Here is an 18987-nt window from a genome sequence, read left to right on the forward strand (position 1 = left end):
GTCTCGCCTTCTGTGCGGGACGGCCGCGGCGGTCAGCTCCAGTCGAGGGCGCCGATCACGGGCCACGCGCCCTCCGAGGTGTTCGAGATGACCGTCCCCGTGACACCGGTCGCCGGTTCGTACCAGGTGCGGACGGAGACCCCCGCGTCATAGCCCTCGAGGATCAGCACGTCGGACTCGGCTCCGCGCCAGAACCCGCGGGCGTAGCGCATGTCCTCTTCCTCGACGACGTGGAGCGGCTCTGTGAGCAGCTCGCGGGTGGCGCGGGACACGATCCGGTCCTCCGACAACGCCGACCAGAACGCCGCCAGGTCGGCGACCGTTCCGACCGCCCCGCCGTCGCCGCTGCCGCGCACCGGGAGGTGGAGCACGTTCGTGCGATCGCCGTCGTCTTCGAGGTACCCGAGGGCCACATCGCCCGCGACCTCATCGGTACGTGGATAGCCGCTCGACGTCATCCCCGCCGGCGCGAGCACGCGCGCTCCCACGAGCTCGTGGAACGGCACCTGCGACACACGCTCCGCGATCAGCGCCAGGACGACGAAGCCGCTGTTGCAGTATGCGAACGCTGAACCGGGGGCGCTCACCTGCGGGCGCCCGTCGAGCACGGGGAGGAACGCCTCCGTGGTGTCGAACAGATGCACCGGTCGATCGAGGACGTAGTCGCCGATGTCTCCGTCCTCCTCATCGAGGTAGTCGCCGATGCCGGATGTGTGGGAGAGCAGGTGCCCCACGGTGACCGCATCGTCGATGAGCGGGAGGTCGTCGCCGAGAATCGGCCGGACCGGAGCGTCGAGGGTCAGCGCCCCCTCGTCGATGAGCGTCCCGATCGCCAACGCCGTGAACCCCTTCGACACGCTCGCCAGTCCGCAGCGGTGATCGACGGTCATCTGCTGCTCCCGCGCCCGATCGGCGAACCCGTAGGCGCGGGCGAACGTCTCCTCGCCGGGACGATCGAGGCGGATCACCCCGCTGAATCCGGTGCGGAGCGCGGCGTCGTGCAGGGAGGCAGGGGCGTCGATGACCATGCCCTTCACGCTATCGGATGCCCTCAGCGGGGCCAGGCGCGCCGCTCATCCCTCGTGGAGCACGAACCGTCGACGAAGCGCGTCCAGGTCGTCCTCTCCCAGTCCGAGGCCGTCTCGCGCGTAGCCCTCGACACCTCCGAACCGCGTGTGCGCCTCGTCGATCGCCGCGTCGAGGTACTCGCGCCGGACACCGAGCACCGGGAGCAGCAGCTGCGTGTCGACGCCCTTCTCCGCCGCCGCCGCGAGGAGGGGTTGCAGCGCCGGGAGCAGATCGGTGTTGGTCTCGAGGTAGTCGGCCCGCACGTCGTCCTCGCCGACACCGAGCAGCAGGAGCAGGGATGCCGCAGCCCAGCCCGTGCGGTCCTTGCCCGTGGTGCAGTGGAACAGGGCCGCGCCGGAGCGGCCCGGATCGATGAGGTCCAGGTAGAAGGTGCGATAGGCGGCGAGAGCCGACGGCAGGCCGACGATGTTGCGATACGAGTCGCGCATGAGGGCGATGCCGCGACCATCGCCCAGCGTCTCGGCGAGGCCGACGGGGTCGCTGCCGAGCTGACCGACGCCGGCCGCGACATCGGTCGTGCTGTCGGCGAGCACGTCCAGCCCGACGGATCTGACGCCGCCCGGCAGCCGATCCGGCGATGCGGCGCGCTCTCCGACCGTCCGCAGGTCGTACACGGTGCTGATGCCGAGGCGCCCGAACGTCGCGAGGTCTTCGCCCTCCAGCCGAGCGAGCGTCGCGGAGCGATACACGGCCCCTGTCCGCACCGTGCCCCCGCGGGCGGGGAGTCCACCCAGATCGCGGAGGTTGGGTGCGGTGCGCAGCGGGACTCGACGATCGATCGGCGCGGTCATCATGCCTTCTCCTCTTGGGTGATCCTGGGCAGTGCGGACGGACGGGCGAGAAGCTCCAGCGCCGCGACGAGCAGCACCCCGACCACGGCGGTCCACACGATCGTCCCGGTCGCGAGGGGCCGCGAGAGCACCAGGACCGCGAAACACCCCACCGCGATCACGATGCGAAGAGGCAGCCGCCACCGGTGCAGCCACTCCCCCGTGGCCCCCGTGCTGATGCCGTGCCTCTCAGCGCTGCGTCGGATCCCCGCGAACGCCGCGGCACCCCTGAGCCGCACCGTGCGCGCCCATCCCCAGGGCCCGGAAAGCAGGGTGATGAGGAGAACCGTCGCCGCGAGCACTCCGACCACGAGCGCGATGTCGGACACCGAGCCCAGGATGCCCGTGTAGAGCGCTTCGGCCGCGTTCCGAGGGATGGTCGACGCGAGGGCCATCGCGAAGAAGCCCTGACCGATGCCGATCCCCGCGCCGACCAGCAGCATGGTGGCGAGCAGTCCCCCGGCTGCCCAGACCAGTGCCTGCGCACGCCTCCGCGCCACCGTCACGCCGGCGGCGACGAGCAGCAGCGACATCCACGGCAGCCAGATCCCCAGTGCCACCACGAGTTGATAGATCGCGAGGTAGAGGCCGACGGAGTCGGACTGGGCGATAGCGATCGTCCTCGAGATCTCCGGCACGTTCGCCGCGAGAGGGAAACCCTCCGCGACCAGCTGCTCCTTCACCGCGGCGATGATCGGCCCGAGCTGGAGGCTGATCTCCTGATCGGGACCGATCACGACCGCGGCATCCGCCTGCCCACCCGCGGTGTTGACGAGCTGCGCATGTGTGATGGCCAGGGCGTCACGCCAGATCGTCGCGAAGGCGTCGGACCGGATGAACTCCGTCACGGTGCTGTCCAGGAGCCCCCGCACTCCGGACACGGCAGGAACCTTCAGCAGCGCCAGCGCCTCTCTCGCCCGCGGCGACAGCTCGAGCTCGTCCAGCCCGGCGAAGAGATCGTCCGCGATCCGGTCGATGTCGACGGCCGCCTCGATCGCGCTCACCGCCTGATCCGCGACGAAGTCCTGCACCGCCGGGTCCTCGGCGAGCGGCGCGAAGGTGTCGACGAACGCCGCGGTATCGGTGAGCTCGCGCTGCGCCCACGTCGACACCACCGCGACCGGAGCCAGCAGCGTTCCCAGCACGACCAGCACCGTCGCGATCACGGTCCTGCCCCAGCCGCGCCCGCGCCGCCGCTTCTCCGAGGAGGCGACGACGTCGGCGGAGACCGCCACGCCGCCCGCCCGCTCCTGCTCGAGGGCGCGTGCGAGTTTGCCGTTCTCCGCGCGGAGCTTCGCCAGCTCTTCCTGCAACTGCGCGGTCGTCGCCTGCGACATCGGTCTCCTCAGGGTCGGGGTTCGACGGGAACTGCGCTCAGGCGAGAGCCTTGGACTTCAGCTGCTCGAACTCCGCCGCGGTGATCGAGCCGGCATCGCGCAGCGCGGCAGCGGCGGCGATCTCCTCCGCCGGCGTCTTTCCGGCGACCTCGCGGATGTACGACTTCGTGGCGTTCTCGGCCTCCCGCGCAGCCGTGCTGCTGCGCTCGGCCATGCCCTGGCCCCGCGCGATCAGGTAGACGAGCACGGTGAGGAACGGCAGGAAGATCAGGAAGACCACCCACACCGCCTTCCACCAGCCGTTGAGCGCGCGGTCACGGAACAGATCGCCGATGATCGCGAACAGTGCGAACAGGTAGCCGATGAAGACCGTGGCCCAGAGCATCCAGCCGAGTGTTTCCCAGAAGAGCATGCGCGTCGAGTTCCGTTTCAGTCAGGAGGGAACGCAGCGCGCGCCCAGGAGAGGAGTGAGGTCGGGTGGACGCCCGCCTCCCTCCGGAACCGGGCGCGGAGACGAGCGTCGCTGTCAGTCTGGCCCGTCGCCGACCAGCGGAATCCCGGTCTCATCCTCCGCGGATGAGACCGGGGGTAATCCTCGACCTCGGCCCGTCGGAGCGCCGATATCGTGGGAGCGTGATCGAAGCCGTCCGCGAGGAACTCGCCTCCAGCTCCCCGGCGCACGCGCGCACGGTCCTGCGTCGGAACTGGCTCCGCCTCATCCTGGAATCGCACACCACCGAGCTCGAGCGCATGTGCCTCGCGCACCCCGAGCCGCACGACCCGCACATCCTCCTCATCCGGGCCTGCTGCCGCGACCTCCTCGGAGACTCCCACGGCGCGTCCTTCCTCCGCGGGCAGGGACTGCGCGTCGCGGATGACGACTTTGTCGCGTGCTTCACCGAGCTCCTGCTGGCGACCGACACGCCGTCGAAGGCCGCGGCCGCGGATCGCGCCAGAGCGGCCCTCACCCAGTGCGGGCCGGACGACGACTACCCCTCCGCGCTCTTCCTCCTCGGCTGGACTGAGGTGCGTCTCCGTCGCGACCTCGCCGATGCGATCGGTCTGCTCCGATCCGCGGCCGCCGAGGCGCGACTGCACGAGCGCACCGAGACCTTCCGACTCGCGCAGTCCAACCTCGCCTTCGCGCTGACGCACGCCGGGCTGTTCACGGAGGCCGAGCAGATCCTCGACGCCCTCCCTCCCTCCCCCGTGCCGTCGGACTGGGATGCCTTCGAGGGTGGTCTCCCCCAGGCCAACCGCGGGTCCATCGCCTACTGGCGCGGCGACTACGACGAGGCCATCGTGCAGCTCGACGCGGTCGTCACCGAATCCGGTCCGGGGAACAACTTCGAGGCGCTGGCCCGCCTGTATCTGGTGCTGAGCCTGATCGCCCTGAAGCGCGAAGACCGGTACTACGCCGCGACGGGGCTGCTCCAGGGCGTGAGCCGGACCGACAAGCACGGCGTCCCCTGGGACACCCTGCGCCGTGTCGTCTCAGCCGCGCTCGCGCACGCCGAGGGACACGACGACCGCGCCCGGAGCATCGCCGCCCCCGCGCTCGCCCGACCCGGCGCCGCCGTCGCGCACGCGGTGCTCGCCGAGCTCTACCGCAGCCTCGGCGAGTCCGCACTCGCCGCGCAGTCGCTGCGGCTCGCCTCCGCCGGGGCCATGCCCCGCTACGCGCGCGTCAGCACTCTCGTCACCACCGCGGCGCTCCGCTCCGCCGCAGGATACGGCGCGGACGCGCACGAGCACCTCGACCGGGCGCTCGAGGCCGCGACGCCGGAGCGCATCCTCACCCCGTTCCTCGCGGACGATCCCCTGATCGGCGATCTCCTCAGCGCCCACGCGCACCGGGGCTCACGCCACGACGACCTCCTCCGGACGATCCTCGAGCGCCGCGGACGACTCGCACGGCTCACGACGGGGGTCCTCACGCGCCGGGAGAGCGAGGTCCTCGCCTGCCTGCGCACGACCATGACGGCGGAGGAGATCTCCGCGCACCTGGGCATCGCGTACCCGACCGTGAAGACCCACATCCGCTCGGTGTACCGGAAACTGGGCGTCACCTCGCGCCGAGAGGCCGTCCACTCCGCGGACGCCCGGTGACGGGGCACGCTGCCACCCTGCCGCCGATGCTCCCGGGCGGCGATGCTCCCGGGCGCGGCGCCAGGGGGCGTTCCGCAACCCTGCCGTGTCGCGGCTTGACCGCCGGGCATGCGAGTGATCAACTGGTGAGTCTGACCATCGAGTGGGGGAACCATGCGTCGTAGAAGAATGGCCGCGAACGCTCGCCGCGAAGTGGTGGAACCCGTCGCGACTCCGCAGCCGTCGAACGCCATCGCCGCCTATGCGCGGACGAACCCGTTCACGTTCGGTCTCCTCGGGGCCCTCGGTGTCCTCGTCGCGCTCGCGATCGGCGGCATCGTCGACCAGCTCGCCACCGTCCTCGTCTACGTCGGCGTGGCGATCTTCCTCGCGCTCGGGCTCGACCCGATCGTGCGTTTCATCGAGAAGAAGCTCCCGCGCCCCGCCGCCGTCACCATCGTGGTCGCCGGGGTGCTCCTCGCCTTCGCCGGTATCATCCTCGCCATCGTCCCGATCCTCGTCGAGCAGATCAGCAACCTGATCAAGGACGGCCCGAAGATGGTCGAGGACTTCCTGGCCAGCGACTGGTACAAGGACGTCAGCGGTCAGTTCGGATCGACGATCAAGGATGCCGGGCAGGGAATCCTCGACTTCGTCCAGAACCCCGACAACTTCCTCGACATCGGCGGTGGGGTCTTCGCCGTCGGCGCGGGCATCGCGGGCGGCATCACCGGGATCACGATCGTGCTGATCCTCACCCTGTACTTCATGGCCTCCCTGCGGAGCATGAAGCGCCTCGCCGTGCGCTTTGTCCCGGCCTACCAGCGCGACACCTTCGGCGAGCTGCTGGAGGACGTCTCCGGCGCCGTCGGCCGATACGTGATCGGTCAGGCGAGCCTCGCGCTCATCAACGGCATCCTGAGCCTCATCTTCCTCAGCATCATCGGCGCCCCGGTGCCCGCGCTGCTCGCGCTCATCGCCTTCATCGGCTCGATGATCCCGCTCGTCGGAACGCTGACGGCGTCGATCATCAACTCGCTGATCTGCCTCTTCGTGTCGCCGCTGACCGCGCTCATCGCGATCATCTACTACCTCGTCTACATGCAGATCGAGGCATACGTCCTCTCCCCGCGCATCATGAGCAAGGCCGTCGCCGTCCCTGGCGCCCTCGTCGTGATCGCCGCCGTCGCCGGTGGTGCACTCGGCGGCATCCTCGGCGCCCTCGTCGCGATCCCGGTCGCGGCGAGCATCATCATCATCGTGCAGAAGGTGGTGTTCCCCGCCCAGGATCGGAAGCGGGTCGCACCGCCCGCCGTCACCGCACGGTGATGGCGCCCGCCTGAACCCGCACGGTGAAGGACGACACCTCGCCGATCTCCTCGCCGTCGATCTCGAACATCTGCGGCTGAGCCAGCTCGACGACGATCCGCTCCGCGGCGACGTGCCGCGTGGACTCCGTGCTCACCGCCTCCTTCTCCGCGCCGAGCAGACGGCGGATGCCGTTGTCCCAGACCACGGAGCGCACGGTGTCGAGCCACTGCAGGGCACCGTCGGCGCTGATCAGCAGCAGGTCGAGGCGGCCGTCGTCGAGCTCGGCGTCCGGAAGCAGACGGATGCCGCCCTGGAGCATGCCGCAGTTGCCGATCAGCATCGTGTGACCGCGGACCTCCTGCGGCTCGTCCCCGTCCAGCGTGAGCGTGATGTCGGTCATCTCGGTGCCCGCGAGCGCCCGGCCCATCGCCTCGACATAGGCGAGCCATCCGGCGCGGTCCTTCAGGTCGTCGTTCGTCTCCACGAGCATCTGGGCGTCCACCCCGAAGCCCACCATCACCGCGAAGGCATGCTCGTCGCCGTCGAGTTCGACCCAGCCGAGGTCGATGCGCCGCGGCTCGGCGTCGCGCACCCGGTCCAGTGCGGCGGGGATGTTGTCCAGCGGCACACCGAGGTTGCGCGCGAGCAGGTTCCCGGTCCCCTGCGGCACGATGCCCAGCGCGGTGTCGGTTCCAGCGAGGGCCTCGGCGACCGCCCGCACGGTGCCGTCTCCGCCGACCGCGATCACGACCTCGCACCCCGCCTCGACGGCTTCCTTCGCCATGCCGCGCCCCGGGTCGTCCGGGGTCGTCTCCCACCAGCGAAGATCTGCTGTCTCCGGGAACGAACGGGCGACGGCGTCGCGCAGCTTCTCCTCGTCGATCTTCGAGGGATTCCAGACGATGCCGATGTTCTGTTGGCTCATGCCGCCAGCTTGGGTGAGAACCGGGCAAAGCGCAAATGAGCCGCGGCGACTACCCGTAGAACAGGTCCTCGAAGGTCTTGCGAGCGCGTCTGGTGACACCCAGATAGTCCTCTTCGAGCTCGGTCGCCGAGCGGTCCGGGTAGCCCAGAAGCCTGCCGATCGCGTCGAGCTGCCTTCGGTCCGCCGGGAGCAGATCACTCGTCTGTCCGGTCAGCAGCGTGATCGCGGAACGGAGCCTGCTGGACAGACGCCAGGCTTCGCGGAGGCGCTCGGCGTCGTCCTCCTCCACGAGTCCGGCCGCGACGGCCGCATCCAGCGCCCCGAGGGTCGACGTCGTGCGCAGACCGGCCACCGCGTGTGCGTGCTGGAGCTGGAGGAGCTGCACGAGCCACTCCACGTCGCTCAGCGTGCCCGGACCCAGCTTCAGGTGACGACGGGGGTCCGCGCCCTGCGGCAGCCGCTCCCCCTCGACGCGGGCCTTGATGCGCTTGATCTCGCGCGTACCCTGCAGGTCGACCGACTCCGGGTAGCGGATCGTGTCCGCCAGCGTCGTGAAGTGCGCGATCAGCTTCGCGCTCCCGGCGATCCCGCGCGCTCGGAGCAGCGCCTGCGCCTCCCAGGAGAGCGACCAACGCCGGTAGTACTCGGTGTAGGCCTCGATGGACCGCACGACGGGACCGTTGCGCCCCTCGGGCCGGAGGTCGGCGTCGAGATCGAGCGGCAGTCGGTGATCGGTCAGGTGCTCGCGGAGTCCGGCGACGATCTGCGTGGCGAGCTTCTGCGCCCGCTGCGGGTCGACCCCGTTCGCCTCGTAGACGTAGAGGATGTCGGCGTCGGATCCGAAGCCGAGCTCGGCACCGCCGAAGCGTCCCATCGCGATGACGGCGAAGTCCAGGTCCTCGTCCTCGGGCGGCACGACCTCCCGGATCACCGCGCGCAGGGCGGCCTGGATCGTCGCCTCGGTGATCTCCGTCAGCGCGGTCGCGACCTCCTCGATCGTCAGCACGCCGAGCACCGCCCCCATCGCGGTCCGCAGCAGCTCGCGGCGGCGCAGCGCCCGCACGGCCCGCAGGGCGTCTCCGATGGTCTCGTGGCGGGTCTGGATGGCCCGCGCCTCCTCGTCGAGCGCTGCCGCACCGCGAGGACGCAGGCGCCCGGTGCTGTCGAGCCAGGCCACGGACTCGGGGATCCACTCGAGGAGCTCGCCCACGTAGCGCGACGAGGACAGCAGACGGGTGAGGCTCTCGGCGGCGCCGGACGAGTCCCGCAGCATCCGGAGGAACCAGGGGGTGTCCCCGAGGCGCTCGCTGATCCGACGGAAGGCGAGCAGCGCGTAGTCGGGGTCGCTGCCGTCGGCGAACCAGCGCACCATGATCGGCATCAGATGCCGTTGGATGGTGGCCTTGCGGCTGAGTCCGCTCGTCAGGGCGCCGATGTGGCGCAGCGCACCGGCCGGATCGCGGAAGCCGATCGCCGCCAGTCGGTCGTGGGCCTGGGCGGCCGAGAGCGTGCGCTCCTCCTCCGGCAGACCGGCCACGGCGCTGAGCAGCGGCCGATAGAACAGGCGGGTGTGGATCTCCCGCACCTCGCGGCGGACCGCCTCCCAGCGCGCCCACATGCCTTCGCCGCTCTCGGCCAGCCCCGTGCCACGGGCCAGGACGCGCAGTCCCGCCGGCGTCTTCGGCATCAGATGCGTGCGGCTGAGCTCGCGCAGCTGGAGACGGTGCTCCATCAGTCGCAGCAGGCGGTAGTCCTCGGCGAAGGCGGCCGCGTCCACGCGTCCGATGTAGCCGCCGTCGACGAGGGCGTCGAGGCTCTCGAGCGTGCCGCGCGTGCGCAGCGATTCGTCGGTGAGCCCGTGCACCAGCTGCAGGAGCTGGACGGTGAACTCGATGTCGCGCAACCCGCCGGCACCGAGCTTGAGCTGGTACGGCGCGTCCTCGGGGTCGATGTGCTCCATCACGCGCTCACGCATGCGCTGGACGCTCTCGACGAAGTCCTGCCTGGCGGCGCTGGACCAGATCTTCGGCTGCACCGCCGCGATGTAGTCGGCTCCGAGCTCCGGGTCGCCCGCGAGCGGACGGGCCTTGAGCAGCGCCTGGAACTCCCAGCTCTTCGCCCAGCGGTCGTAGTACGCGAGATGCGAGGCGAGCGACCGGACGAGCGCTCCCTGCTTCCCCTCGGGGCGGAGCGCGGCATCGACCTCCCACAGCGCCGGCTCGACCTCGATCGCGCTCAGGTTCCGCATCGTCTCCCGCGCCAGTCGGGTGGCGATGTCGATCGCGCGGGCCTCGCTCACGACCTCCTCGTCGCTCGTGCCGCCGACGAAGATCACATCCACGTCGCTCACGTAGTTCAGCTCGCGGGCGCCGGCCTTGCCCATGCCGATGATCGCGAGGCGGGTGGCGGCGACCTCGTCGTGCCCCATCGATTCCTGCAGACGGGTCCTGGCCACAGCGAGCGAGGCTTCGAGCGCCGCGCCGGCGATGTCCGCGAGAGCCGCCGACACCCCGGCGACGACGGTCTCCGGTGCCGGATGCGTGAGGTCGTAGGCAGCGATGGCCGCCAGGTTCCGTCGGTACGCGACGCGGACGGCCACGATCGCGTCATCGTCTCCGGCCTGCGCGAAGCCGTCGCGCGCGCCCACCGACGCGAGCAGGCGCTCGTCGAGCAGCTCCTCGGTGGGAAGCCCGGTCACCGGCCCCGCGAGAACGGAAAGCTCCTCCGGATGGCGCAGGAAGAACTCCGCGAGCCCCTCGGACGCGCCGAACACCCGCCACACCCGCCGACGCGTGTCGTCGTCGTCGAGCAGCGCGCGGAGAGGCGCCGCGTCCCGGCGCGCCACCCGCAGCAGTCCGCGGACGGCGGCATCCGGATCGGCCACCCCCGCCGCTTCGAGCAGCACCGAGCGCGGCCGATCGAGGATGGTCGCCAGTTCCGCCAGCGCCGCTGCGGCCTCACTCAGTTCGGCGAACCCCAGCCTCGCCAGCGCGGAGAGCGAGACGGAATCGTCCGGACGGGCCATGCACGCGCCTCAGAGGAGCTCGAGGTTGTTCTTCAGCTCGAGCGGGGTGACCTGACCGCGGTAGGCCTCCCACTCCTTGCGCTTGTTGAGCAGCACGTAGTTGAACACCTGCTCCCCGAGCGTCTCGGCGACGAGCTCGGACTCCTCCATGTACTCGAGCGCGTGGTCGAGGCTCGCGGGCAGTGCCGAGTAGCCCAGGGCCCGTCGCTCCGCATCGCTGAGGGCCCACACGTTGTCCTCGGCCTCGGGCGGGAGCTCGTAGCCCTCCTCGATGCCCTTGAGCCCGGCGGCGAGCATGAGCGCGTAGGCCAGGTACGGGTTCGCCGCGGAGTCCAGAGCCCGGTACTCCACGCGGGAGGACTGGCCCTTGTTGGGCTTGTACATCGGCACGCGCACCAGCGCGGAGCGGTTGTTGTGACCCCAGGTGATGAAGCTCGGGGCCTCGTCGCCGCCCCAGAGGCGCTTGTACGAGTTCACGAACTGGTTCGTGACCGCGGAGATCTCGTTCGCGTGCTTGAGGAGTCCCGCGATGAAGTGGCGGCCCGTCTTGGAGAGCTGGTACTTCGCGCCCTCCTCGTAGAAGGCGTTCTGGTCGCCCTCGAACAGGGACATGTGCGTGTGCATGCCGCTGCCCGGGTGACCGCTGAGCGGCTTCGGCATGAACGTCGCGTAGACGCCCTGCTCGATCGCCACCTCCTTGATCACCGTGCGGAAGGTCATGACGTTGTCGGCCGTCGTCAGCGCGTCCGCGTAGCGGAGGTCGATCTCGTTCTGACCGGGGCCGCCCTCGTGGTGGCTGAACTCGACGGAGATGCCGAGGTCTTCCAGCATCCGCACCGAACGACGACGGAAGTCGTGCGCCGTGCCGCCGGGGACGTTGTCGAAGTAGCCCGCGGAGTCGACCGGAACCGGACCGTCAGGCCCGAAGGACGACGACTTCAACAGGTAGAACTCGATCTCGGGGTGCGTGTAGAACGTGAACCCGGCATCCGCGGCCTTGGCGAGCGTGCGCTTGAGCACGTGCCGCGGGTCGGCGACGGCCGGCTGGCCGTCGGGCGTCGTCAGGTCGCAGAACATGCGCGCGGTGGGGTCGATCTCCCCCCGCCAGGGCAGCGTCTGGAACGTCGTGGGATCGGGCTGCGCGAGCAGGTCGGACTCGTAGGTGCGAGTCAGGCCCTCGATCGCCGAGCCGTCGAATCCGATGCCCTCCGCGAACGCGCCCTCGACCTCGGCCGGGGCGATCGCCACCGACTTCAGGGTGCCGATGACGTCGGTGAACCACAGGCGCACGAACTTGACGCCGCGCTCCTCGATGGTGCGGAGGACGAAGTCCCTCTGCTTGTCCATGACTACTCTGCGCCCTGGCCCTTTGCGTCGCCCTTGACGTCCCAGCCCTGCTCCACCGCTTCCTCGTCGGCCCAGGCGCGCGAACGCTCCTGCAGCACCTCGGGGGCACGGCGGGCCTCGGCCTCGGTGTCGAAAGGACCGATCCGGTCGATGGAGGGCGAGATCATGCCGAACTCGACCTCGCCGGTCTCGGAGTTGTACCAGTACTTGTGGTCACCGTCAGACATGTCTGTCCCTTCTTCACGTGATGTCATCGATCCTACTGGCGTGTACCGCGGTCGCTAAGCTATCGCCCATGGCAAAAGCGATCGGCGTCGACATCGGCGGCACGGGTATCAAAGCAGGAATCGTCGACCTCGAGCACGGAATCATGGCATCCGACCGCGTGCGGGTGCCCACTCCCGAAGGCGCATCGCCGCAGGATGTGCTGAACGCCGTGCAGACGGTTCTCAAGACGCTCGACGTGCACGAGTCGACCCTCCCGCTCGGTGTCGCCTTCCCGGCGATCGTCAAGCGCGGCAAGACCCTCTCCGCTGCGAACGTCTCGAAGGAGTGGATCGACTTCGACGCCGAGCGCTTCTTCCGTGACGGCCTCGGTCGCAACATCGTGTTCGTGAACGACGCGGATGCCGCCGGCGTCGCCGAGGCCCGCCACGGAGCGGCCAGGGACGTCCGCGGCTTCACCCTCCTCACGACCCTCGGCACGGGTATCGGCTCCGCGTTCCTCTACGACGGCGTGCTGCTGCCGAACACCGAGCTCGGTCACCTCAACTTCCGCGAGTACGAGTCGGTCGAGACGTATGCCGCGACCTCGGCGCGCGAGCGCGAGAACCTCACCTGGGCCGAGTGGGCGGAGCGCCTGCAGGCGTTCTACTCGCACATCGAGTTCCTGTTCAGCCCCGACCTCTTCGTGGTCGGCGGCGGCGTGTCGAAGAACGCCGGGGACTTCCTCCCCCTGCTCGAGCTCAAGACCCCGATCGTCCCGGCGATCCACCGCAACAACTCGGGCATCATCGGCGCGGCCTCGCTCGCCGGCGACTGACCCTCCTCTACTCCGACAACGCGAAGGCCCCGATGACTCGTCGTCATCGGGGCCTTCGTTTCGTCTGAGGCGAATGGGCCGACCTGTACGCCGGGTTCTGTTCCGGGGTTCTTCGCCCCTTCGACGGCCATCTCTCTCGGCGACACGTTGCCGTGGCACTCTAGCGGTCTACCCGAGGACTCGGCGAGCCGCGTCAACATCCTCTGTCTGACCTTGCTCCGGACGAGGTTTACCTGGCGGGCCATGTCACCATGGCCCCCGGTGGTCTCTTACACCACCCTTTCACCCTTACCCCTTGCGGGGCGGTCTACTCTCTGTGGCACTTTCTCGCGGATTGCTCCGGGTGGGCGTTACCCACCGTCCTGCCCTGAGGAGCCCGGACGTTCCTCGGTGCGGTTTCCCGCCACGCGACCGTCCAGTCGACCCATTCGCGACTCCAGTCTACGTTCTCCGGATGCCGCCACCCGCGGCTATTTCTCCGCCGACTCCGCGATGCGCAGGTCGAGGGGGACATCGATCGGGAAGGAGCCGAACAGCCGCGTCGTCGCGGTGGCCGCCGCATCGCGGACCGCGGTGGCCGCCGCCTCCGCGTGCTCCTGCGGGACGTGCAGGATCACCTCGTCGTGCAGGAAGAACGCGAGGTGCGGAGAGCGGGCGAAAGGGCCGGACGCCTCCGCCGCCATGAAGACCTCCGGGATCTGCTGCAGCCGATGGCGGATCTCGGCGAGCCAGATCAACGACCATTCCGCGGCGGTTCCCTGGACGACGAAGTTCCTCGTGAAGCGTCCCCAGTCGCGCGCTCGGCGCCGGGCGAGGGCCACGACCGCGGGGTCGGCGTCCGCGTCGGTCGCCTCCGCCTGCAGCCGCATCCACTCCGCCGAGGGTCGTGGCGAGGACCGGCCGAGCCAGGTGGAGACGATCCCGCCGTCCTCCCCCGTCCGCGCCGCTGCGTCGACGAGGGCCATCGCGCGCGGATAGACCTTCCGCAGCCGGGGCACCAGTCGCCCGCTGTCGCCGGTGGTCGCGCCGTACATCGCGCCGAGGACCGCGTACTTCGCCTCCTCGCGGGTGGCGACGGCACCGGACGCGACGACGCCGGCGTAGAGGTCGCTCCCTCGCGCGGCACGGGCCATCGCCTCGTCCGCCGCCATCGCGGCCAGCATCCGCGGCTCCAGCTGCGCCACGTCCGCCACGACCAGCGTCCAGCCCGGATCCGCGCGGACCGCGGGGCGGAGACTGCGCGGCAGCTGCAGGGCCCCTCCTCCCGCCGAGGCCCAGCGCCCCGTCACCACGCCCCCGGGGATATAGACGGGACGGAACCGGCGGTCGTGCACCCACTCGGCGAGCCAGCCCCAGCCGTTGGCGCTGAGCAGCCGGGAGAGCTTCTTGTAGGCGAGGAGGGGCTCCACGACCGGGTGGTCGTGCTCCGCCAGCTCCCAGCGGCTCGTCGACTCCACGTGCACCCCGACCCGATGCAGGGCGCGGAGCAGCTTCGGCTGGCTGTCGAGGTGCAGCGTGGCATCGCCCAGGAGCTCTCGGACCCGATCCCCGACCTCGACCATGCGACTCGGGAGCCCTCCCGCGACGGGGCGGGTGCCGAGCGTCTCGGTGAGGATCGCATCGTGCACGCCCTCGTCCCACGGCAGCCCGGCGACGCGCATCTCCTCGGCGATGAGGCCACCGGCGGACTCGGCGGCGCAGAGCAGCGTGAGCCGGCCGTCGGCCGCATCCGCGATCACCCGGCGCTGGGAGCGGTACTGGTCCAGCGCCGCGGCGATCGCGTCGTCGCCGCCCTCGTCATCGAACACGTCGAAGAGCGAGGGGGCTGCGGCCGTGGGCTCACGTCGTTCCCAGTCCGCCGTGGCCGCGAGCGGAATCGGCACCGTCGCGGTGTCGCGAAGGATCGCATGGCACAGCACCAGATCGTGGCTGCGGCCGATGCGCACGCCGTCGAGGAGCAGTGAGGCGTAGATCTCCGCGGCCGAGCGGATGATCCACCTCGGCGCGTCGGAGGCCTCGTTCTCGGCGACCCACGCGGCGAGCTCACCCGCGCGTAGAGGCGTACGACTCCGCTCCTCGTCGTCGCTGCCGAGCTCGATCGCGACGTAGTCCTGCGGGCCGACCGAGATCAGCGCGATGCGTCGTTCGGCGCCCGACGCGGGCGTCGTCATGGTCGGCGGTCGCGGGAACCGCTCATGCGAGCCCGGACTCCTCGGTGCGCACGAGGATGCAGCCGCACTCGGGGCACGAGACCACGAGCTCGTCCGGAGCGCGGCGGATGTCGTTCAGGTCGGTGCTGGGGAGCAGGATGCGGCAGCCCTCGCAGGTGCCACGGGTGAGGAGCGCCGCGCCGGCGCTGTTCGCGGCCCGTCGCGAGTACTCGGCCAGCAGTTCCGGCGCCACGCTCTCGGCGACGGCGGCACGATCGCGGGCGAGCTGTGCACCGAGCTCGGTCGCCGCGGCGACATCGGCCTTGGCCTGCGCGGTGAGCGACGAGCCCTCCGCGGTCGTGGTGTCGAGGAGCGCCTGCTGTGCGGCGAGGGCGGCCTCTGCCTCTTCGAGTCGACCCATGACGTCGAGCTCGGCGTCTTCCAGATCGCTCTGTCGCCGGGCGAGGCTCGCGAGCTCGTGCTCGAGCGCCTGCGCGTCCTTCGAGTTCGTCGATGCGGCGAGCCGCTCGGCGTCTCGGTTGCGACGCGCCTCGACGACCGCGACGTCCGATTCCAGTCGCTTCAGCTCGGCGCGCACGTCGTCACGGGTGCCGGCGAGCGTCGTCAGCTCGCGGAGCTGCTCCTGGCGGATGGCGACGAGTTCGGTGATCCGCCCCGCCTGGCTCGGCTTCGTGCGGGCGCGCTCGGCCTGCGCGATGCGCCGGTCGAGGTCGGCGATGTCGAGCAGGGTGCGCTGGTTCTCGGGGCTGGCGTTCACGCTCTCAAATCTAGTCGCTGCGGCGACGTCCGCCCATCAGGTCACATCGCCGTCGACGTAGTACCACTGACGCTCCTCACGGACGAAGCGGCTGCGCTCGTGCAGCGAGCCGCGGTCCGCACCCTGGCGCCAGAACGCCTCGAACTCCACGACGCCCTCACGGTCGAAGGGGCCACCGGCCACCCGGTCGATGATGAGCAGCCGTCGCCACTGCAGCTCCGGTTCGACCTCGACCGTCGCGGGACGGGTCGTCGCGTGCCACGTGCGCCGGAGATAATCGGCGTCCTCGAGCGCGAACGCCGTGTAGCGGGAGCGCATCAGTCGCTCGGCGGTCGGAGCCGGCGCCCCCTGGAGCAGCGGACCGCAGCAGTCGCCGAACACATCACCCGACGAGCAGGGGCACCGCGCCGCGTCCTCGATCACGACGTCATCTTGCGCCATGTCCACCTCTCGCATCACACCCTCAGCGTACGCTCGAGGAAAAGCCAACGAAGGAGCCCCTGTGACCGCTCAGCCCGTCGTCCCCACCTTCACCGCCCACAACGGATTCGCGCTGCCGGCGATCGGCCTCGGCACGTATGCGCTCAACGGCGATGCCGGAGCCGACGCGGTCGCCGGGGGCATCGGCGCCGGGTACCGCCTCATCGACACCGCTTTCAACTACGAGAACGAGGGATCGGTCGGACGCGGGGTCGCGGCGTCCGACGTCGACCGCGCGGAGATCATCGTCACCACGAAGCTGCCCGGGCGGCATCACCCGTCGGAGAAGGCGCGCACCAGCATCGAGGAGAGCCGCTCGCGTCTCGGCCTCGACGCGACGGACCTGCACCTCATCCACTGGCCGAACCCCAGCCAGGACGAGTACGTCCAGGCCTGGGCCGCTCTCGTCGACGCGCAGGCGCGCGGGGTCGTCCGGCAGATCGGCGTCTCGAACTTCCTGCCGGAGCACCTGGAGCGCATCGAGCACGAGACCGGTGTCCGTCCCGTCGTCAACCAGATCGAGGTGCACCCGTACTTCCCGCAGGAGGAGCAGATCGCGTACCACCGCGAACACGGCATCCTCACCGAGGCGTGGAGTCCCCTCGGACGCGCTCGCGAGCTCCTGGACGAGGCCGTGATCCGCGAGGTCGCCGCCGCGCACGACATCACCGCCGCGCAGACGGTGCTCGCCTGGCACGTCGCCCGCGGCGCCGTGTCGATCCCCAAGGCATCGTCCCTCGAGCATCAGGTGGCGAACCTGGCGGCGGCGGAGATCGTGCTCGACGACGCCGAGGTGGCGGCGATCACCGCGCTCGGGCGTGCCGACGGACGCCTCTTCGGCGCGGACCCGCGGACGCACGAGGAGTCCTGACCGGCACCGCGGTCAGACGTTCTGCGTGCCCAGCACCCGCAGGAACTCGAGCTTGCTCGCCGCCTCGCTGCCGGGCGCCGCGGTCAGCACGATCAGCGCCTGGGACTCGTCCTCGGTGAACAGCGCCTGGCAGTCGACCTCGATCTCGCCCAGCTCGGGGTGCACCATCACCTTGTGCTGCTCGAACCGGCGGCTCACCTCGTGCGCGTCCCAGAGCTCCACGAACTCCGGGCTGCGGGCCGACAGCTCGGCGACGATCTCCCCGGCCCTCGAACGCGCACCCATCACCCCGTGGGCGGCGCGCAACGATGCGACGAGCGCGCGCGACTGCCGGGGATGATCCACCTCGCGGTAGCGACGACGTTCGAGCTCGGGATGGGCGAACCAGCGGTAGATGCCGCTGCGATCGAGTCCCGTGAGCCCGCCCGCATCGCCGATCAGCGTCCGCGAGGCGTCGTTCTGCACGAGCACCTCGTCGAGGACGGACACCACGAACGCCGGTGTGTCATGCAGACGGTCGAGCACTCGGAGGATGCCGGGTCGCACATAGTCGGTCACATGCGCCCGGTCGGGGGCACTGTGTCCGCAGAGTCGGAACAGGTAGTCCCGCTCGTCCTCGGTCAGCCGCAGCGCACGGGCCAGTGCGGCGAGGATCTGCACGCTCGGCTGCGGACCCCGCCGCTGCTCCAGACGCGTGTAGTAGTCGGTCGACATCGTGGCCAGCTGCGCGACCTCCTCGCGGCGCAACCCCGCCGTGCGACGCCGCGGCCCCGTCGACAGGCCGACGTCGGCGGGCGTCAGGGCTTCGCGTCGACGAAGGAGGAATTCGGCCAGTGCATCACGGTCCACCTCTGAAGTATCCCCCGGCGGCATGATCCGATCCAGGGACCGCCGATCCCTGGATGACCGCTCTCTGGAGGGCGCTCGGCGACGCTCGGATGCTGGATGCATGGACATCAGCGGAAACACCATCTTCATCCCCGGCGCGACCAGCGGCATCGGTCTCGCCCTCGCTCTGCGCCTGCACGAACGCGACAACACCGTCATCGTGGGCGGGCGCCGACAGGACCGGCTCACCTCGATCGCCGCGGAGCACCCCGGCATCCACACGGTCCGGATCGACACGACGGATGCCGGCAGCATCGCCGAGGCCTCCCGGGCCGTGCTCGCCGCGCATCCTGCACTCAACGTGCTCATCACGATGGCCGGCGTCATGCGCGCCGAGGACTGGACCACGCCCTCCGGATTCCTGGAGACCGCGGAGGAGACGGTCACCACCAACGTCCTCGGCCCGATCCGCCTCATCGCCGCGTTCATCGACCACCTGCGTGCGCAGCAGGACGCGACGATCATGACCGTGTCTTCGGGGCTCGCCTTCGCCCCGCTGCGCGTGACGCCCACGTACAACGCCAGCAAGGCCGCGATCCACATGCTGAGCGAGTCGCTGCGGCTGCAGCTCGCGGGGACGAGCGTCTCGGTGCTCGAGCTCGAGCCGCCGGCAGTCCGCACGCCCCTCATGCCGGGTCACGAGGACAACGAGGCGGCGATGCCGCTGGACGAGTTCATCGACGAGGTGACGGCACTGATCGAGTCGCAGCCCGACGCCACCGAGATCCAGGTCGAGCGGGTGAAGTTCCTCCGCTACGGCGAGGCGCGGGGCGACTACGACCAGGTCGTCGCGACGCTGAACCGGACCGACCCGCACGGACGGTGA

General features: G+C 70.3%; 17 protein-coding genes and 1 other RNA gene. 5 read left to right on the top strand and 13 right to left on the bottom strand.

Annotated features, from left to right (window positions below; genetic code table 11):
* Positions 1–32: 32 nt before the first annotated feature.
* The 4 genes from MME74_RS09890 to MME74_RS09905 are packed head-to-tail and all read right to left on the bottom strand — an operon-like array spanning position 33 to position 3668.
* On the bottom strand, positions 33–1028 hold the full coding sequence (locus MME74_RS09890; RefSeq protein ID WP_267414801.1) for a serine hydrolase domain-containing protein: 996 nt from the start codon (positions 1026–1028) through the stop codon (positions 33–35).
* A gap of 45 nt (positions 1029–1073) precedes the next feature.
* Positions 1074–1883: a tyrosine-protein phosphatase gene (locus MME74_RS09895; protein ID WP_267414803.1), complete on the bottom strand. Its 810-nt coding sequence runs from the start codon at positions 1881–1883 to the stop codon at positions 1074–1076.
* Positions 1880–3256: a hypothetical protein gene (locus tag MME74_RS09900; RefSeq protein WP_267414805.1), complete on the bottom strand. Its 1377-nt coding sequence runs from the start codon at positions 3254–3256 to the stop codon at positions 1880–1882. The genes MME74_RS09895 and MME74_RS09900 overlap by 4 nt, the downstream gene beginning before the upstream one ends.
* 37 nt (positions 3257–3293) lie before the next feature.
* Complete coding sequence (locus tag MME74_RS09905) at positions 3294–3668, bottom strand: PLDc N-terminal domain-containing protein (protein WP_267414807.1); 375 nt, start codon at positions 3666–3668, stop codon at positions 3294–3296.
* 221 nt (positions 3669–3889) lie between these two features.
* Between MME74_RS09905 and MME74_RS09910 the strand changes: the two genes are divergently transcribed.
* Both MME74_RS09910 and MME74_RS09915 read left to right on the top strand, forming a co-directional pair.
* Positions 3890–5365 (top strand): LuxR C-terminal-related transcriptional regulator, encoded by a 1476-nt coding sequence (locus MME74_RS09910; RefSeq protein WP_267414810.1) that lies wholly within the window; start codon positions 3890–3892, stop codon positions 5363–5365.
* Between the two features lie 168 nt (positions 5366–5533).
* A complete protein-coding gene (locus MME74_RS09915) occupies positions 5534–6673 on the top strand; it encodes an AI-2E family transporter (RefSeq protein WP_267414812.1) in 1140 nt (379 codons plus the stop codon).
* Here the strand turns inward: MME74_RS09915 and MME74_RS09920 are convergent.
* Genes MME74_RS09920 through MME74_RS09935 form a run of 4 tightly spaced genes read right to left on the bottom strand, consistent with a single transcriptional unit; the run spans position 6660 to position 12179 of the window.
* Positions 6660–7580 (bottom strand): diacylglycerol/lipid kinase family protein, encoded by a 921-nt coding sequence (locus MME74_RS09920; protein WP_267414813.1) that lies wholly within the window; start codon positions 7578–7580, stop codon positions 6660–6662. The two genes, MME74_RS09915 and MME74_RS09920, sit on opposite strands and share 14 nt — an antisense overlap.
* 49 nt (positions 7581–7629) lie before the next feature.
* The gene (locus MME74_RS09925) at positions 7630–10605 is read right to left on the bottom strand and encodes a bifunctional [glutamine synthetase] adenylyltransferase/[glutamine synthetase]-adenylyl-L-tyrosine phosphorylase (RefSeq protein ID WP_267414815.1); all 2976 of its coding nucleotides are present in this window, start codon (positions 10603–10605) and stop codon (positions 7630–7632) included.
* Between the two features lie 9 nt (positions 10606–10614).
* The gene (gene glnA / locus MME74_RS09930) at positions 10615–11952 is read right to left on the bottom strand and encodes a type I glutamate--ammonia ligase (RefSeq protein WP_267414817.1); all 1338 of its coding nucleotides are present in this window, start codon (positions 11950–11952) and stop codon (positions 10615–10617) included.
* Positions 11953–11954: 2 nt separating this feature from the next.
* Positions 11955–12179 (bottom strand): SPOR domain-containing protein, encoded by a 225-nt coding sequence (locus MME74_RS09935; protein ID WP_267414819.1) that lies wholly within the window; start codon positions 12177–12179, stop codon positions 11955–11957.
* Between the two features lie 68 nt (positions 12180–12247).
* On the opposite strand from MME74_RS09935, the gene ppgK reads away from it, so the two are divergent.
* Positions 12248–12994, top strand: coding sequence for a polyphosphate--glucose phosphotransferase (ppgK, locus tag MME74_RS09940; protein WP_267414820.1), 747 nt, complete (start codon positions 12248–12250; stop codon positions 12992–12994).
* Between the two features lie 70 nt (positions 12995–13064).
* Here ppgK and rnpB read toward each other — a convergent pair.
* The 4 genes from rnpB to MME74_RS09960 form a co-directional block, all read right to left on the bottom strand.
* Positions 13065–13421: RNase P RNA component class A (gene rnpB / locus MME74_RS09945), an RNA gene on the bottom strand.
* A gap of 43 nt (positions 13422–13464) precedes the next feature.
* On the bottom strand, positions 13465–15165 hold the full coding sequence (locus MME74_RS09950) for a bifunctional 3'-5' exonuclease/DNA polymerase (protein ID WP_267414822.1): 1701 nt from the start codon (positions 15163–15165) through the stop codon (positions 13465–13467).
* 22 nt (positions 15166–15187) lie between these two features.
* A complete protein-coding gene (locus MME74_RS09955; RefSeq protein ID WP_267414824.1) occupies positions 15188–15922 on the bottom strand; it encodes a zinc ribbon domain-containing protein in 735 nt (244 codons plus the stop codon).
* A gap of 36 nt (positions 15923–15958) precedes the next feature.
* Positions 15959–16363, bottom strand: a complete 405-nt coding sequence (locus MME74_RS09960; protein WP_267414827.1) for a YchJ family protein — start codon at positions 16361–16363, stop codon at positions 15959–15961.
* Positions 16364–16424: 61 nt separating this feature from the next.
* Here MME74_RS09960 and MME74_RS09965 point away from each other — a divergent pair, with 61 nt between their 5' ends.
* Positions 16425–17273: an aldo/keto reductase gene (locus tag MME74_RS09965; RefSeq protein WP_267414830.1), complete on the top strand. Its 849-nt coding sequence runs from the start codon at positions 16425–16427 to the stop codon at positions 17271–17273.
* Positions 17274–17285: 12 nt separating this feature from the next.
* Here the strand turns inward: MME74_RS09965 and MME74_RS09970 are convergent, their stop codons facing one another.
* A complete protein-coding gene (locus MME74_RS09970) occupies positions 17286–18122 on the bottom strand; it encodes a helix-turn-helix transcriptional regulator (protein WP_267414832.1) in 837 nt (278 codons plus the stop codon).
* Between the two features lie 100 nt (positions 18123–18222).
* Between MME74_RS09970 and MME74_RS09975 the strand changes: the two genes are divergently transcribed.
* On the top strand, positions 18223–18987 hold the full coding sequence (locus tag MME74_RS09975) for an SDR family oxidoreductase (protein ID WP_267414834.1): 765 nt from the start codon (positions 18223–18225) through the stop codon (positions 18985–18987).

Origin of the sequence: Microbacterium oxydans, from assembly GCF_026559675.1 — a bacterium.
In the GTDB taxonomy this organism is placed as follows: domain Bacteria; phylum Actinomycetota; class Actinomycetes; order Actinomycetales; family Microbacteriaceae; genus Microbacterium; species Microbacterium oxydans_D.